At 65.5% G+C, this 15,080-nt stretch carries 16 protein-coding genes; all 16 read right to left on the reverse strand.

The genetic code is table 11. The annotated features are described in order from the left end of the window. Window positions 1-3 precede the first annotated feature (3 nt). The 16 genes from AB4Y63_RS03365 to AB4Y63_RS03440 all read right to left on the reverse strand — a co-directional run bounded on the left by AB4Y63_RS03365 (window position 4) and on the right by AB4Y63_RS03440 (window position 14,878). Window positions 4-864 (reverse strand): HAD-IIB family hydrolase, encoded by an 861-nt coding sequence (locus AB4Y63_RS03365; RefSeq protein WP_441789618.1) that lies wholly within the window; start codon window positions 862-864, stop codon window positions 4-6. Further along, window positions 861-2,159: an MFS transporter gene (locus AB4Y63_RS03370; RefSeq protein WP_441789619.1), complete on the reverse strand. Its 1,299-nt coding sequence runs from the start codon at window positions 2,157-2,159 to the stop codon at window positions 861-863. The genes AB4Y63_RS03365 and AB4Y63_RS03370 overlap by 4 nt, the downstream gene beginning before the upstream one ends. A 97-nt stretch (window positions 2,160-2,256) precedes the next feature. Beyond that, window positions 2,257-2,988 carry a M24 family metallopeptidase gene (locus AB4Y63_RS03375; protein ID WP_441789620.1) on the reverse strand — a complete coding sequence of 244 codons (732 nt, stop codon included), beginning with the start codon at window positions 2,986-2,988 and terminating at the stop codon, window positions 2,257-2,259. 26 nt (window positions 2,989-3,014) lie between these two features. Continuing rightward, window positions 3,015-3,773, reverse strand: coding sequence for a glutamine amidotransferase (locus tag AB4Y63_RS03380; RefSeq protein ID WP_441789621.1), 759 nt, complete (start codon window positions 3,771-3,773; stop codon window positions 3,015-3,017). Continuing rightward, complete coding sequence (locus AB4Y63_RS03385) at window positions 3,770-4,810, reverse strand: nucleoside hydrolase (RefSeq protein ID WP_441789622.1); 1,041 nt, start codon at window positions 4,808-4,810, stop codon at window positions 3,770-3,772. Before AB4Y63_RS03385 ends, AB4Y63_RS03380 begins: the two co-directional genes overlap by 4 nt. 39 nt (window positions 4,811-4,849) lie before the next feature. Continuing rightward, window positions 4,850-5,785 carry a nucleoside hydrolase gene (locus AB4Y63_RS03390; RefSeq protein ID WP_441789623.1) on the reverse strand — a complete coding sequence of 312 codons (936 nt, stop codon included), beginning with the start codon at window positions 5,783-5,785 and terminating at the stop codon, window positions 4,850-4,852. Then, window positions 5,782-6,582 carry a BtpA/SgcQ family protein gene (locus AB4Y63_RS03395; RefSeq protein WP_441789624.1) on the reverse strand — a complete coding sequence of 267 codons (801 nt, stop codon included), beginning with the start codon at window positions 6,580-6,582 and terminating at the stop codon, window positions 5,782-5,784. Before AB4Y63_RS03395 ends, AB4Y63_RS03390 begins: the two co-directional genes overlap by 4 nt. 55 nt (window positions 6,583-6,637) lie before the next feature. Continuing rightward, window positions 6,638-7,432, reverse strand: a complete 795-nt coding sequence (locus AB4Y63_RS03400) for an energy-coupling factor ABC transporter ATP-binding protein (RefSeq protein WP_441789625.1) — start codon at window positions 7,430-7,432, stop codon at window positions 6,638-6,640. Beyond that, window positions 7,422-8,285, reverse strand: a complete 864-nt coding sequence (locus tag AB4Y63_RS03405; RefSeq protein WP_441789626.1) for an energy-coupling factor ABC transporter ATP-binding protein — start codon at window positions 8,283-8,285, stop codon at window positions 7,422-7,424. The genes AB4Y63_RS03400 and AB4Y63_RS03405 overlap by 11 nt, the downstream gene beginning before the upstream one ends. Continuing rightward, a complete protein-coding gene (locus AB4Y63_RS03410; protein ID WP_441789645.1) occupies window positions 8,276-9,100 on the reverse strand; it encodes an energy-coupling factor transporter transmembrane component T in 825 nt (274 codons plus the stop codon). Before AB4Y63_RS03410 ends, AB4Y63_RS03405 begins: the two co-directional genes overlap by 10 nt. A gap of 6 nt (window positions 9,101-9,106) precedes the next feature. Further along, window positions 9,107-9,745 carry an ECF transporter S component gene (locus tag AB4Y63_RS03415; RefSeq protein WP_441789627.1) on the reverse strand — a complete coding sequence of 213 codons (639 nt, stop codon included), beginning with the start codon at window positions 9,743-9,745 and terminating at the stop codon, window positions 9,107-9,109. 13 nt (window positions 9,746-9,758) lie between these two features. Further along, window positions 9,759-10,766: a carbohydrate kinase family protein gene (locus AB4Y63_RS03420; RefSeq protein WP_441789628.1), complete on the reverse strand. Its 1,008-nt coding sequence runs from the start codon at window positions 10,764-10,766 to the stop codon at window positions 9,759-9,761. Further along, window positions 10,763-11,785, reverse strand: a complete 1,023-nt coding sequence (locus AB4Y63_RS03425) for a LacI family DNA-binding transcriptional regulator (protein WP_441789629.1) — start codon at window positions 11,783-11,785, stop codon at window positions 10,763-10,765. The genes AB4Y63_RS03420 and AB4Y63_RS03425 overlap by 4 nt, the downstream gene beginning before the upstream one ends. Before the next feature lie 183 nt (window positions 11,786-11,968). Beyond that, window positions 11,969-12,781, reverse strand: a complete 813-nt coding sequence (locus tag AB4Y63_RS03430; RefSeq protein WP_441789630.1) for an ABC transporter permease — start codon at window positions 12,779-12,781, stop codon at window positions 11,969-11,971. Continuing rightward, a complete protein-coding gene (locus tag AB4Y63_RS03435) occupies window positions 12,778-13,824 on the reverse strand; it encodes an ABC transporter ATP-binding protein (RefSeq protein ID WP_441789631.1) in 1,047 nt (348 codons plus the stop codon). The genes AB4Y63_RS03430 and AB4Y63_RS03435 overlap by 4 nt, the downstream gene beginning before the upstream one ends. 181 nt (window positions 13,825-14,005) lie before the next feature. Continuing rightward, on the reverse strand, window positions 14,006-14,878 hold the full coding sequence (locus AB4Y63_RS03440; protein WP_441789632.1) for a hypothetical protein: 873 nt from the start codon (window positions 14,876-14,878) through the stop codon (window positions 14,006-14,008). Window positions 14,879-15,080: the final 202 nt, after the last annotated feature.

The raw sequence follows: 15,080 nt of genomic DNA on the forward strand, positions 1-15,080 counted from the left end.
CCCTCACGGGCGTGCCACGCGACGCGAGGCGGGGTGCAGCGCGACGAGGTGGTGGGCGACGGCATCGTCGTCGCTCGCGCCGATCACCGCGGATGCCGCTGCTCGCACCGTCTCATTGGCCAGCGCCGTCGCATAGCTGGCGTCCGCCACCGCGAACATGGGCAGGTCGTTGTTGTTGTCACCGAAACAGACGAGGCGCTCGGCACCGGCGTAGCGCTGCAGCGCGACCGCAGCGACGGCCTTGTTCGCCTCGGCCGCGCTGATCTCGAGCCAGTACTCATCGGGATAGTAGTTGTCGCGCTGAACGACGAGGTTGGCGAGACCGGCAAGTTGCGCGGCCAGCACATCAGCGGCGCCGGTGATCGCCTCCCGCCCTCCGATGATGGTCAGGTAGAAGACGCCGTCGTGGGGGAGACCCTCCCACGAATCGACAGGCCGCATCCGTCGATCGCCGCGCCGGGTCGCCGTGTAATTTCGGGTGCCGGGGCTCTCGTCGGCCTGGTTCCAGCTCACCCAGTCACGCCCGTCGCGAAACTCGTAGACGATCGGCGGCAGGTCTCTCGCCCGGCACTCGGCGAGCACCAGCGACACCACCGCCGAATCCAAGCCGTACCGGGTCAGCACCGCTCCGGTCATCCCGTCGACGATGAGCGCGCCACCATAGACGGCCACCGGCATCCGCACCTGAAGGCCGGCCAGCACGACGCTCGCCGATGCGAACGAGCGTGCCGTGGCGTAGCTGAACAGCAGGCCGTCGTCAGCGATCAGGCGGTTGATTGTGGTGCGGGTAAGTGTGCTGAGCGTTCCGTTCGAGGCGAGAAGCGTGCCGTCGAGGTCGCTGAGAAAGAGCGTTGTCTCTGTCATGCCGTGGTCTCCGAATGAGGCGCCATCGCCGGCGCGGTCGTGGGGTGGACGATCGCCGCGGCCGGCAGCAGCGTTGCCCGCCGCAGCCAGGCGACCCCGGCAATGAGCAGACCGATGAGCACGGCCCCGAGCAGGGCCGGCGCCGCATCGAACTTCGAATAGAGGGGGCCCGCGATCCCCTGGCCGAGGCCGAGACCGAGCGTGACCGCGGTGACGACCCAGGCGAAGGCCTCACCGGATGCCGCCGCCGGCGCGACCCGATCGACCAAGAGAGAGTGCACCGTGGCCTGGGGCGTGATCAGCGTGCCGGCGACCATCAGCGTGATGACGAAGCCGGCAAAGCTGTGCGGAAGCGCCATCAGCCCGATCAACACCGCGAAGGCGGCGAGAAGGACCGGCGTGCGCCGGTGCAGCGCTTGTGGCCACGGCCGGATGCCGTAGAGGAGTCCGAACACCACCGAGGTGAGCGACCACGCGCCGATGAGCGCGCCGCCGAGGGCGAGATGGCCGGCATCCACCGCCACCGCCGGGGCCACCACCTCGACGGTTCCGAGGAGTATTCCAAAACCGACGGCGATGAGAACCAGGGTGTGCATCCCGGGGTTCCGCAGGAGTTCGCGCGAGAGCCGTTTGCTCTCGAGCCGCTCCAGCCGTCGCGCCTCTCCGCGCGACTCGCTCCGGCCGGCATGGCCGACGAGGGGCGTCGCGAGAAAAGCCAGTGAACCGCCGATGAGCAGCACAACCGTGACGAGCAGTCCGGTTCCCGCCCAGGGCAGCGCGGCCAGGATTCCGGCCAGCGCCGGTCCCAGGATGAAAAAAACCTCGAGGCTGATCGCCTCATAGGTGAGCGCGGCCTCCAGCGCCCTGCCGCTCGGCACCTCCTTCACCCAGACCACTCGGGAAGCGGGCGAGACCGACGGTTGCGTCAGCCCGAAGAGAAAAGCGGATGCCGCGAGCACGGCAACGGGAGCGTGTGTCTCGACGGCCCAGAAATTCGCCGCTGCCACGAGGGTGAACACGACGAGCACGGGGGCCAGTGCGCGTCGCATCCCGAAGGTGTCGATCAGGCGACCCTGCAGAACGGTTCCGCAGGCGACCCCCAGAAGCACACTGCCGCTGACCAGCCCGGAGTCCGCAAAAGTTCCGGTCATCCGCTGCACGTAGAGCAGGAATGCGATGCTGGCCATCGCGATCGGCAGGCGCGCGACCGACGAGGTCACCATGAAGAGTGGCACCCCCGGCAGCCGCAGCATCGCGGCATAGTGGATGCGCCGGGTTCCGTGCGTCTCGCTCATTGCATCCTCTCGTGTCGCTCGGTGTCGCTCGTATCGCTCGTATCGCTCGTGTCGCCGGCGTCCCTCGCGACGACGGGGCCGGATGTGACCGGTCGGCCTACGCGATGACGGTGCAGCGCGTCGGCCCGAACCAGACCACATCTTCGCGCTTGACCCCGTAGAGGTGGTTGCCGATGAACGGCTCGACGGCCCAGGCCCCTGTCATCACTGTCTCGTTCCAAGCGTCGATGTAGCCCTCGTCGTAAGACGAGTTCTGCACGAGCGAGTGGCCGATGTTCGAGAGCCGGTCGAGCAGCACGAATTCGGTCCTGTCGAGCTCCTCCTTGAAGACGCCGAACCAGTCGCAGGCGCGCATCCCCGGCTTGGCCGCCGCGAGCACGGTGGCATGGATGCGCTCGATCGTCGCCAGCGCCTGCGCCTGGGCGATGCTGTCGCCAACCTGGAAAGAGCGCGTGCAGTCACCCCACCAGCCGTCGGGGGTCACCGGGTGAACGTCGACCATGCCGAGATCGAGATTCCAGAGCACCCGCTCGCTCGGCACATCCGTCGGAAAGCAGCTCAGGGTTCCGATGCCGAAGCCCACCGTCGTCGGGGTCCACACGCCGGTGCCGCCGGCTGCCACGACCTGGGCGTCGATGCGGTCGCGCACCTCACGCTCCGTCTCGCCGGGCCGGGCCTCGGCGCAGGCGGTCTCGGCGATGCGAATCGCGAGGCGCTGCGCCTCGACCAGGCCGGCGGGCGGTTCGTCGCTCACGATCGCGTCGCTCGGGGCCACGTCGCTCGGGGCCACCGCGTTCAGAGTCGCGTTACTGAGGGTCACATCATTCATCGCTTCGTCTTCCTCTGCAGTTACATTTACTTCGCGGTGTTGCCGGATGCGGCAAGCCAGTCGGTCAGTTGAGGCCAGAGCGCGGCGAAGCCGTCCCAGGCAAGAAACTCGCTCGGCAACCAGTGCGGACCCATGTCGCTCGCGAACGCGGCAACCCGGCCGGTGCCCACCTCGTCGACGACGAGCATCGGTCGATCGTTGGTTGTCGCCAGTACCTGCGCGCCGGGCTTGGCGACGAGGCGGTGGAACCCGAGCAGGTGCGGCCACTCCGCATCCATGCCGCGCGTGATTTCGTGTTCGATGGTCAACACCGTCACGGCGCCCTCCGGGCACTCCTCGCGGTCGTCGCCGATCTCCATCTCCACCGGCAGCACCGCGGCCAGCGCCGTGCCCCGGTAGTTGGCCTTGGCCTCGATGCCCTGAAAGCTCAGATAGCCGCCGACCATGAGCAGCGCCCCGCCGCCCCGCACCCAGTCAGCGAGAACCTGCAGCCGGTTGGGCATCCGTTGGCTTTTTTGGAAGACGGATGCGGGCAGCAGCAGCGTGTTCGAGCCGATGTCGCTGAGCACGACGACGTCGAACTCGTCGAGTTCGGCAGCGGTGGTCGGAAAACGGTCAGCGGCAACATGGTTGGGCTGAAAGACGACCTCGTGCCCGGCCGCCTCGAGGGCCGCGATGAAGTAACCGGCGCCCTCCTCGTAGTGAGTGGTGGTGAAGGTGTCAAAGCCCTTCGAGTGGATGGATGTCGTTGACCACGACTCTCCGGCCAGCAGGATGCGGCTCATACTGAAGCTCCTTGGATCTCACGGGCGAAACGCCCTACTCGTTCGACGAATTCGTCGAGAAAAACCCGGGGATGGGTGGCTGTGGCGATGTCGACGTTGTGCTCCCGGCCCCAGTGGCCGCGGAAATCGGCGACCGTCGTGCCCCGCGTCAGTGATCCGGCCAGTTCGACGTCGACGGTGGCCGAGCGATATTCGGCCAACTCCGGCCGGATGGCGAGGGCCGCGGCGAACGGGTCGTGCATGTGGGCGCTGTAGCCGTCGCCGTTGACCTGCTGATTCTCAACGTAGAAGCGCACGGCATCGGAGAGGTGCCGCACGATGTCATTCGAAGCGGTCGAGCGCGTGCCGCGCGGCTGCTCGGGAAGAAGCAGCTCGGCCGGGCTGCTCTCGGCGATTTCGGCGATCCGCGTGACATCTTCCGGCAGCAGGTCGATCTGCTCGGTGATGTCGAGGCCGCAGACGATCGGGCGGCGTTCCGGCGGAAGCACCGAGAACGCGTCGAAGACGATCTTGGCCGCATCCGGGTCGACGGCGATGTTCCACTCGCTCGTCGGGGTGGTGTTGCCGATGTAGTTGAATGAGCCGCCCATGATGACGAGGCGCTTGAGCAGCAGGGGCAGGTCCGGCTCGATGCGCAGCGCGAGGGCGAGGTTGGTGAGCGGGCCGGTGACGAGACCGATGACCTCGCCCGGTCGGCTGCGCGCGATGTCCGCCCACACTTCGGTGGCGTGACGGGTCGACAGCGGCGTGGTCGGCTCCGGCAATTCGGCGTAGCCCATGCCCTGCGGGCCGTGGGTGACCTCCGAGGTTTCGAGCGGCTGCAGGAGCGGCACCTCAGACCCGAGCGCGACCTCGATGTGGCTCGCCCCGCAGAGCTCGAGCAGGGCCAGATTGTTGCGCGCCACGTGATGCGCGGGCACGTTGCCGGCCGTGCAGGTGATGGCGAGGATCTCGGCTTCCGGGCTCGCCAGCAGGTAGAACAAGGCGAGCGCGTCGTCGACGCCGGTGTCGACATCCATGATGATGGCTTGTTTCACGAGAGAGTCATCCCTTTCGAATCGGTGCTGAAAAGCGGGCTAGGCCGCGAGGGTGGAGCGCAACAGGTCGAAGAACTTCGCCGAATCGGCGCCGAGCGCGACGGAGGCATTGGGCGCCGTGCCGCCGATGCCGGTGAGATCGATCAGGGTGCGGCCGTAGGTGTGAAAACCGACGGTGTCGACCCCGACGTGCAGCCGGGCGGTCTCGATGACCGAGGGGTCGAGCAGGTACGCGATGCAGAGCGCATCATGAACCGCGGCGCTCCCGAGTGCCTTATCGCTGTTTCCCCGGATGTAGTAGTCGAGGATCTGGGCTGTCGCCGTCGCTCCTGGAGTGCCGAGCGCCTCGAGCTCCCGGCATTGCGCCGCGGAGACGCGCGCTTTGCGGGTGGCGTCGAGGGTCACGAGTGTCAATCGGTCGAATCCGGCGTTCACCACCACGTGCGCGGCCACCGGGTCCTCGAAGATGTTGAACTCCGCCTGCGAGGTCTCGTTGCCGTGCGAGGCGCTGCCGCCCATGATCACGATCTCATCGACGGCATCCACGATCTCCGGCGCAAGCGTGACGGCAGCTGCGATGTTGGTAAGGGGGCCGACCGGCACGAGAGTGATCTTCTCTGTAGCGTTGCGCAGCGTCTCAACCAGCCATTCGACGGCTGTGTGCGGCTGAACTCCGACCGGTGACGGTAGAAGTTCGAGCTCCTCCTGGTGCACCGGAGTCGCCGAGCTGACGAAGTCGGCCGGAGTGGGAAACGGATGCGGCGCGAACGGGGAAGCGAGCCCGCGGAACACCGGCACATCGCTTCGGCCGATGTGGTGCAGCACCCGCAGCGTGTTCTCGGTGGTGTTCGCGACCGGCAGGTTGCCGGCGACGGTGGTGCAGCCGAGCAGCGTGATCTCCGGGTGCAACCCGGCCATCATGATCGCTACAGCGTCGTCATTGCCGGTGTCGACATCCAGAATGATCCGTCTCACGCGGATGCCCCGCTGGCGACCGACGCCCCGCTGCGAACGGATGCATCGCTGTTCCCGGGTGCGGACAGCGCACGGATCGCACCGACGAACTCGCGCACGTGCGCTTCGTCGACGTCGCCGGTGTCCTGATAGGTGTCCTTGAGGTAGCTGCCCACGATGACCGCATTGGCTTCCTCAAGCTGTTCGGCGCAATTCTCGACCGTGACGCCGGCCCCGACGACGAGCGGGTAGTCGGCGCCGACGATGCGGCGGAACTCGTTCGTCTTCGACAGCGGGGTCACTTTGCCCGTTCCTTCGCCCGTCACCACGATGGCGTCGGCGCGCGCCGCGCCGAGCAGCAGGTCTTCCTCGAGCGAACGGCCGGAGAGTACGGGCTGGTATTTGAAGCGCACGCCGCCGAGCACGAAGGCGTCAGAGGCGGCACGTTCCTCGGCCAGGCGTGCGGCGAACTCGGCGTCCTCCGCCAGTTCGAGGTGGCCGGCTACCGAGTCGAGCTGGAGGAACCGTGCTCCATACTCGTTGGCCAACTCGAAGGCGCGCCAGTCGTCGTTCAGCACGTTGATGCCGAAGACGACCTCGGGTGCGCTCGAGCGCAGGTAGTCGCAGACGAGAACGACCTCGTCGACCGAGCCGTAGTAGTTCTCGACGATGACGGCGTCGACGCCGCCTGCCCAGAGGATCTCGATCTCGCGCTTGGCGATCTCCAGCTTCGCCGCCGTGCCCTCGCCCTTGAGGTGGAGCATCGCGAAGACCGGGTTGACCGAAGCGAAGGAAGCGAGAAGGTTGTTCGAGGTCATGACAGTACCATTTCTTGCCCTCACGGGCAGCAGTAGAAAAGAAGAGAGTTCGCGGTTAGGCGATGAGGGGAAGGACTTCGCCGAGGCGCAGTGCCGTCTGGCTGAGTCCGAGATCACGGGCAAGCTGTGCCACCTCCGGCCGCTTGAGCCGGGCCTCGGCCAGGATGGCGTCGTTGGCGAAGACCTCGGTGGCCGTGCCGTCGGCGATGACCGTGCGATGGGCCATCACGACGACCCGGTCGAATGACAGGGCGACGAAGCGCATGTCATGCGTGATGGTGATGACCGAGACTCCGTCTGCTTCCAGCTGGTCGATCATCCGGTTGAGCAGCGCGAGGCCGTGACTGTCGAGACCGGCCGTCGGCTCGTCGAGGATGACGTATTTGCATTCGCCGACGAGGATGGCCCCGATCGCGACGAACTTCTTGATCGCGAACGGCAGGTCGTTGGGGTTGATCTCGAAATACTGGGCGATGCCGGTGAGATCGGCGGCGCGGGCGACGCGCTCCTCCCGTTTCGCCTCATCCCACTTGTGATATCGCGGCATGTATTCGAGCTCGCCACGCACATTGCTGCCGAAGATCTGGTCGTCGGGGTTCTGAAAGACATAGCCGACCGTCTTCGCGGTTGTCGCCGTTGTGCGTGAGTTCGTGAGCTCGCCGTTGACCGAGACGGTTCCGGTCGTTGGCCGGAGCAACCCGTTCATCATCTTGACGGTTGTGGTCTTGCCGGCGCCGTTCTGACCGACGATGGCCACCCGTTCGCCGTCGTTGATGGTGAGGTTCACCGACTCGACGGCGACGGAGCCGTCGGGGTAGGTGAATGAGGCGTTGGTCAGTTCAATGGGCACGGGCGAGTCCTTCCATGCGTTCGCGCACGAGCAGCTTCGCCTCGGCGCGGGTGATCGGGATGGCAGAGAGGGGGCGCCCCTCGCGCTCGAGGGCGAGAGCGAGTTCGGTCACCTCCGGCCGGGGCACCTGGGCATCCGCGAGGGCGGGGGAGGTGAGCACGTCGCGCACCTCGCCCTCCATCACGATCCGGCCCTCCTTCATCACGATGATGCGATCGGCGTACTCGGCCATCAGATCGATCTTGTGCTCGACGAGGATGATCGATTTGCCGCGTTCCTTGAGGTCGCGGATGATTCCGAACACCGCCTCGGAGGCATCCGGGTCAAGCTGCGAGGTGGGTTCATCGATCACAATGAAGTCGGCGTCCATGGCGATGATCGACGCGAAGGCGACTTTCTGGCGTTGTCCGCCGGAAAGCTCGTTCGGGTTCTTCTCGATCAACGCCTCGATGCCGAGCTGAGCGACGACCTCACTCACGCGGGAGATCATCTGTTCCCGCGGCACACCGAGGTTCTCCAGGCCGAGCGCGATCTCCTCGAAGACCGTGTCTTTGACCCCGCTGATTTGGGTGAACGGGTTCTGAAAGACATAACCGATCTGGCGCGAGAGCTCCGCCGAATCCCAGTCGGTGAGATTGGTGCCGAGAATCTCGACGGTGCCGGTCAACTCGCCCTCATGGAAGTGCGGGATGAGGCCACGGATGAGGCTGCACAGGGTGCTCTTGCCGCTCGCGTTCAGCCCGACGACGCCGTAGAGCAGGCCGGGTTGAATCTCGAGCGAGACGTCGGTGAGCGCCGGCTCCTCGGCGTAGGCATAGGTGAAGCCCACATTCTTGATCGAAACTAGTACCACGTCAGCAGAGCTCCCACGATTGAGGCGGCGGCCAGGGCGAGGGCGGCGCACAGCACGACAACGTCGCGGGTGCGGATCCCATGCAGGCTCACCAGATGGCTGTGCGGCTGGCGCGAGTTGAAAGCGCGGGCGTCGAGTGCGAGCGCCCGCTCCTCCGTCTCGTTCATCGCGGCCAGAAACACGGGGGCGAGAATCGGGACGAAAGCGCGAACGCGCTGGGCGATCGACCCCTCCGTCTCGATCCCGCGGGACTTCTGGGCATCCATCACGACCTTGGCGTTCTTGCCGAGGTCGATGATCGACTGGAAGGAGGCGAGGATCACGTAGGTCGCTCGCGGCGTCATTCCCTTCAGCTCAAGCGCAAGCATGAGGTATTTCATCGGGATGAGCGAGAAGAACAGAGTGACCGCTCCGCACATGGCCATGACGACCAGGGCGAAGCGGGCGCCGTCGATGACGCCCTCCATGCTGACCTCGATGGGGCCGACCGTGAACAGAATCTGCTCGCCTGGAATGAACGCGGCGCGCAGAACGAACAGGATGAGGCCGACGATCGCGAACAGCTTGGCGTAGTTCGCGGCGAAGCTCGGGCCGATGCCGGCGCAGAATGCAATCACGACGTAGCCGGCACAGATGAGGGTCGGAGCAAGCAGACCCGGGATGGCGATGGCGATCACCACCAGCGACACGAGGGCCACGAGAACCGTAATCGGGTTCAGATCGCGGATACCGTTTCCCTGTGTCGCTGGCCGGCGAAAGCCATCGATGAATTCGCTAGAAATGTCACGCCTCCAAAGATGTAATGCGGAACTGATGGTGCGTTAGCTGTGCGCGGCAACCTTGATGGCTGCCGGCGACTTCTTGAGGTAGATGTAGCCGAGCGGGAGCTTGACGTAGAGCCGCTTGGGGATGCGCAGCAGGATCAGGTAGACGATCATCACGGTGGGCACCTTGTCGAGAATGTCCATCGGGATCTGGGCGACGAAGTTGGCCGTGTTGATGTCCATGCCGGAGGCAACGAGTGCGCCGACGATGAGTGCGCCGCCGCCACCGCCGAGGCCGCCGAAGATCCAGATGGTCATGAGCGCGCCGAGCACGCCGCCGATGAAGGCGAACAGAACCGAGCTGAGAAGCGTCTTCCACCAGCTGGTGAACACGCCGCGCTTGGCGAGCCAGCCGGCGAGGAGCCCGAACATGATGTTCAGGAGCGCATACGGCAGGTTCGTCGGCGACGTGATCGAGTTGAGCAGGTTCGAGATGAGGCCGACCAAGGCCCCGGGAAGGCTTCCACAGGTGGCACCGACGAGAATCGTGCCGATGCTGTCGAGGTAAACCGGAAGTTTGAGCAGGAGGGCGATCTGCCCGCCCACGAAGTTGATGGCGATTCCAATCGGAATCATGAAGATCGTCAAACGGCCGTAGCTCTTCATTAAGCGTGCGAATCCGGATGAGTTGGTCATTGCGTCACCTTTTCTACATTGATCGGTGTTGGGGGGATGGGGTGGTGAGTTCAAGCCGTTCGCCTTGCTCCGCCATGAATGCGCGGACGGTGGCTGCCTCGGTTCGGCCGGCGCGGCCTCCGACCTTGCCGATGGAGAGCGCGGCCGCCGCATTGGCGAACCGCGCCGCAGCAGCGAGGTCATTCGTCGTTGAATAGGCATAGAGGAACGAGCTTGAGAAGGTGTCGCCTGCACCTGTCACATCGATGGGCTCCACGGGGTAGCCGGGAATGCTTTCGATGCCGTCGCGAGTGTACAAATCGCACCCCTCGCTGTCTTTCGTGACGATGATCGCGGTGGTTCTGTTGTTCAGAAGCCGCTGCACATCGTTTCCGCATTCTGTGAACCGCTGGAATCCCAGCGAGTTCATAAACAGAATGTCGCAGTACTCGATGAGCCCCGAAGGGTGGTTCTCGAGGTGGTACACGTCGAGATCGATCACGATCTTGACTCCGCGATCGCACAGATCGCGGAAGATTTCTTGTGCGCCCTTCGCCCCCATTCGGAACGGCATGCTGTCGGTCTGGCTGGTGAAGAGAAACTCGGCGTTGGCCATATGCTCGAACGCCTCAGGGGTGATCTCGGTGTGCGAAATACCGAGATTCGGGATGATGACGATGTGCTGGTCTCCGGAAAGCAGGATGATGCACTTCGAGTCAGGAACACTCTCATCGAAGATGACGTGTTTCGTGCTGATACCGGAGTCGGTCAGGTCCTTCAGCAGCCGCTGGGTGAGCAAACCGGAGTTGAGCTGCGACATGAACGAGGTCGGGATGCCGTAGTTGGCGAAGATCGACGCGGCGTTGGCGCACATCCCGCCGAATTCCTCGGGGATCGTCTCGACGCTGACCTTGTCGCCGCCGACCGGAAAGTAGGGGGCGACGTAGTACTCGTCGATGGCGACGTCGCCGAAGAAGACGGAGTAGCCGCGCGCGGGGGCGCTCTCGCTGGCCATTGCTCGGCCGGGGTTGTTCACGCTCACTGCTTTCCTTCGTTTCGTGCCGGTGCAAACCGCACCGCTGACTCGCGTTCGATCAGTTCGACGGGCAGCACGATGTGCTGTGTCTCCGTCGTGATTCCCTCCAGCTCATCGATGAGCATCGTGACCGCGCGACCGCCGAGGCCGAGCACGTCTTGGCGCACCGTGGTCAATGCGGGACTGGCGTAACGGGCATCCGTGCTGTCGTCGAAGCCGACGAAGGAGACGTCGCGAGGCACGGTGAGTCCCTGCTCCCGCAGCACTTCGATGGCGCCGAGGGCCATCAGGTCGCTGCCGGCGAAGACGGCGCTGAACTCGCCGTTTCGGATTCGCTCGACGTAGGGGGCGATGCATTCCCGGCCGCTCTCGGCGGTCACCGAGCCCAGGGTGTGCTCGAGGGGGTCGCCGCCGCCAGCCGTCCAGGCGGCGCGGAAGCCGGCCGCACGCCGGGTGCCGACGACGCCGGTGACGCCGAGAATGAGCACGGAACGGTGGCCGAGCGCCAGCAGGTGTTCCGCGGCGAGTTTGCCGCCGTGCTCGTTGTCGGAGACGACCGAGGCGAGCTCGGCGCCTTCGATCTCCTCGTCGACGAGCACTGTCGGCATGCCGCCGAGCACGCGGGACAGCTCGGCCTCCGTCGGTGGCTCACCGGCCGTGTAGATCACGCCGTCGACGGCGCGCGAGTGGATCATCTCGAGGTACTGCACCTCGCGGGCGTTGTCGTAGCCGGTACCGCAGACGAGGATGTTGTAGCCGCGTGCGATTGCAGCGGCCTCAGCCCCTTTGGCCAGCTGCGCGAAGTATCCGTTGCCGATGTCGGGCACGAGCACGGCCAGGATGCGGGTCATGCCGAGGGCGAGGTTCTGGGCGGAACGGCTGGGCACGTAGTCGAGTGCGGCCATGGCCGCCTCGACGCGCTGCTTCACGGCGTCGCTCACTTTGCGCTTGCCGCTGAGCGCGTGGGAGACCGTCGTCTGGCTCACACCCGCCTTCTCGGCGACGTCGGCAATCGACACCATCATGTACCGTCCTCGCTACATCAGGCCAAAGTATTCGCATCGTTGCAAAGCGCTTTGGCAAACCGCTTTGGCAAAACCATACGCAACTCCGTCGCCCGAATCAAGACCTGATTCGAAAGTGGTGGTGGGTCCTCCGCCCGGCCGGTGGTGGGAGGGGCGACAGAGGCGCGCCCGGATAAGCGAGGGCTAGGTGTCCTTTCGGATCCAGCGGAACGTGACGAGGCTCAGCGCCAGCCCGACGACCAACCAGATGCCGAGATTCAGTGCGACGAGGCCCAGATCCCAGGAGCCCGACGGCTCCAGCGCCTGAAAGCTTTCGGGCAGGAACACGCTGCGCATCCCCTGCGCCATCCACTTGAGCGGAAACAGGCTGGCAAGGTTCTGCATCCAGGTCGGCAACAGGTAGAACTGCAGGTAGACGCCCGAAATGAACTGCAGCAGCAGCACGGTCGGAATGACCACCGCCGTCGCGCTCTTGCCCGAACGGGGAACCGACGAGAGGGCGATCCCGAGCAGAGCGGATGTGATCGTGCCGAACACGAACACCCACGCGAAGGTGTACCAGCTGGAGGCCTCCTGCGGCAGTGCCACTCCGAACACGAAATGAGCGACGAACAGCAGTAGTGCGGCCTGCAGGATGCCGGTGGCGAAGACCTGTCCGATTTTTCCGATGAAGTAGCTGTTCGGGGAGAGCGGGGTGCCGCCGAGCCGCTTGAGCGTGCCGTCGCCCTTCTCCGTGGCGATGTCGACGGCCAGGTTCTGCAGACCCGAGAGCAGCATGCCGGCGGCGATCATCCCGGGCAGATAGTACGCGCCGACACTGATTCCGCCGGTTCCGTCGGGGGCCGTGCCGACGTTGCCGGCCGAGCCGAAGGCGGTGGTGAAGATCCCGAGCATGACGACCGGAAAGAAGAACGTGAAGAAGAGGGTGTCCGGCGAGCGAAAGTAGACCTTCGTCTCGTAGCCGACCCGGGCGGCGCCGAGGGTGAGGGTGTTCATGCGCGGGGCTCCTTCGAGCTGGCAGCGGTCGGTGATGGCGAGTCGTCGGGCGGTGTGTTGGGTGGTGTGTCGGCAGTCGCCGGTGCTGGCGCCGCTTCCGTTGATGCCGTCGAAACGTTTGAGCGTGCTGTCGGCGTCGGCGTCGGCGTCGTTGGCGTTGTCGCTGTCGGCGTCGTTGCCGCATCCGCCGTATCGGCCGTGCGCACCAGATCGAGATACACGTCTTCGAGGCTTGGCCGCACGACTTCGAGCTCGGCCGGCTCCCCGCCGAGCGCGGCGACGAGCTCGGCGACGACGTGGCCGGGATTCTCGGTGCGCCGTTCCTGCCGCGCGCCCGTCGCATCCCGCCACCGCACCGACGGAATGCGAGCGGCGGCGCCGCCGATCTCGTCGATTCTGCCGATATCGATGAGGCGTCCGCCGGCGATGACGCCGGCCCGATCGCCGAGTTGAGCCGCTTCGTCGAGGTAGTGCGTGGTGAGCAGAATCGTCGTTCCCTCCGCCTTCAGCGAGCGGATGAGCCCCCAAAACCGGTGCCGCGCCTCAGGGTCGAAGCCGGTGGTCGGTTCGTCGAGAAAGAGAAGTTCGGGACGTCCGATGATGCCGAGCGCGACATCCACTCGTCGACGCTGCCCGCCCGACAGCTTGCTGATGCGAGTCTTCGCCTTCTCGCCGAGGCCGACCGCGTCGATGACTTCGGCGACACTGCGCGGATGCGGGTAGAAGCCCGCGAAGTGAGCCAACTGCTCGGTCACCGTGACGTTTCCGCTCTCGCCGGTGGACTGCAATACGATTCCGAGGCGCGATTTCCAGCCGCGGCCGCCGTGGCGCGGATCGATGCCGAGCACCGACACCTCGCCGCCGGAGCGATCCCGGTACCCCTCGAGAATCTCGATCGTTGTGCTTTTGCCGGCGCCGTTCGGGCCGAGCAGGGCGAAGGTCTCGCCGAGGTGAATGTCGAAGCTGATCCCGCGCACCGCCTCCACGTCGCCGTAGCGTTTCTGAAGATCGCGCACGTGAACAACCGGTTCGTTCTGAGTCATGCACTCAGAATCCCAGTCGCCGCCGCATTCCGATAGCCGTCGCCCGCCGAATCCCCTGCCGGTCGACCCACACATCGGACGGTGTCGGTGCCCGTGAGGGGTCGCAAATCGACCTTCCTCGGTGCCACGAAGGTCGATATGCGACCCCTCAGGAGGGCCGACGGGAAGGGTGGATTCTGATCTAGAGAGTGTGGAGTGCGGGGAATAGCTTGAGGCTGTCCCTGATCAGTTGCAGCAGCATCCGACGGTCGGTGAGTTCATCGGCGGCGATCTCGATCACGTGCCATCCGGCGGCCGCGAGCCGAGCGAGCCGGGTGCGGTCCTTCCTCCAGCGCAGAATCTCAGTGCGGTGGTAGTCGCCTTGATACTCAAAGATCACCCGGTGGGCAGGAAAACAGAGGTCGGCTCGAGCAAAGATGATGCCTCGTGCATCGGCGATGGGGTAGTTGGGCACGAGGCCCCGGATGCCGGCCTTGATGACGGTGACACGCACAATCGACTCGGGTGGCGAATCGGCATTGTCGACAAGTAAATCGAGCGCTTCGATGAGGCGCGCCCGACCTCTGCGGCCGGGGTGGCGGGCGGCAGCCTCTCGGAGGTCTGTGATGCTGCAGAGTGGATGCCGATGATGCACGATGTGGTCGCCGGCCGCGACAAGATCCTCCAGGTCGAGAACAGTCGCTAGATCGCACCACGTGCGGGCGGCGGTCGTGACACGAAGCCCGCTGCAGTCACACAGATCATCGACGCCGATTTGGAGCTTGTGGCCGGCTGTGCCCGAGCTGCGCGGCGCACGCTGAGGGGAGGGCATCCCAACGTGAAGCTCGGAACGCGCGTCGAGACGGATTGGCACGGGAATCCGCAGAATTTGCGCGGCAGTGATGCTGCAGAAGAATCCGGCGTCGGGCATCCGTCGTTGATAGGCGCGCGCGCGATCGGAGACTGAACGGGCAGGTGCCGACACACGAATTCCGTGAAACGGTCGTCCCAGATCGCCGCCACGCAGGCGCCCCTCGCGGATGCCGCGCAGCGCGGCCTCGTGCGTGGTGAACACTCTGCCGAGTGAAGGAGGGAGCGGAATCCGGGAGGTCACGCGACTTAGCGTGCCGGAATGCGCCCCGTCCCGCGCGACTTATCCACACCGCGAAGGTTCGCCGGGCGGGACGGGGCGCATTCCGGCACGCTAAGTCGCGTGACCTCCCGGATTCCGCTCCCTCCTTCACTCGGCAGAGTGTTCACCACGCACGAGGCCGCGC

It is taken from the genome of Leifsonia sp. YAF41 (assembly GCF_052113185.1).
Classification (GTDB): Bacteria; Actinomycetota; Actinomycetes; order Actinomycetales; family Microbacteriaceae; genus Cryobacterium.

Excerpts from the sequence above, each read along its gene's own strand:
- AB4Y63_RS03435 (WP_441789631.1), bottom strand. The coding sequence starts at position 13,824 with ATGACTCAGAACGAACCGGTTGTTCACGTGCGCGATCTTCAGAAACGC.
- AB4Y63_RS03395 (WP_441789624.1), bottom strand. The coding sequence starts at position 6,582 with ATGACCTCGAACAACCTTCTCGCTTCCTTCGCTTCGGTCAACCCGGTC.
- AB4Y63_RS03365 (WP_441789618.1), bottom strand. The coding sequence starts at position 864 with ATGACAGAGACAACGCTCTTTCTCAGCGACCTCGACGGCACGCTTCTC.
- AB4Y63_RS03425 (WP_441789629.1), bottom strand. The coding sequence starts at position 11,785 with ATGATGGTGTCGATTGCCGACGTCGCCGAGAAGGCGGGTGTGAGCCAG.
- AB4Y63_RS03415 (WP_441789627.1), bottom strand. The coding sequence starts at position 9,745 with ATGACCAACTCATCCGGATTCGCACGCTTAATGAAGAGCTACGGCCGT.
- AB4Y63_RS03380 (WP_441789621.1), bottom strand. The coding sequence starts at position 3,773 with ATGAGCCGCATCCTGCTGGCCGGAGAGTCGTGGTCAACGACATCCATC.
- AB4Y63_RS03370 (WP_441789619.1), bottom strand. The coding sequence starts at position 2,159 with ATGAGCGAGACGCACGGAACCCGGCGCATCCACTATGCCGCGATGCTG.
- AB4Y63_RS03375 (WP_441789620.1), bottom strand. The coding sequence starts at position 2,988 with ATGAATGATGTGACCCTCAGTAACGCGACTCTGAACGCGGTGGCCCCG.
- AB4Y63_RS03430 (WP_441789630.1), bottom strand. The coding sequence starts at position 12,781 with ATGAACACCCTCACCCTCGGCGCCGCCCGGGTCGGCTACGAGACGAAG.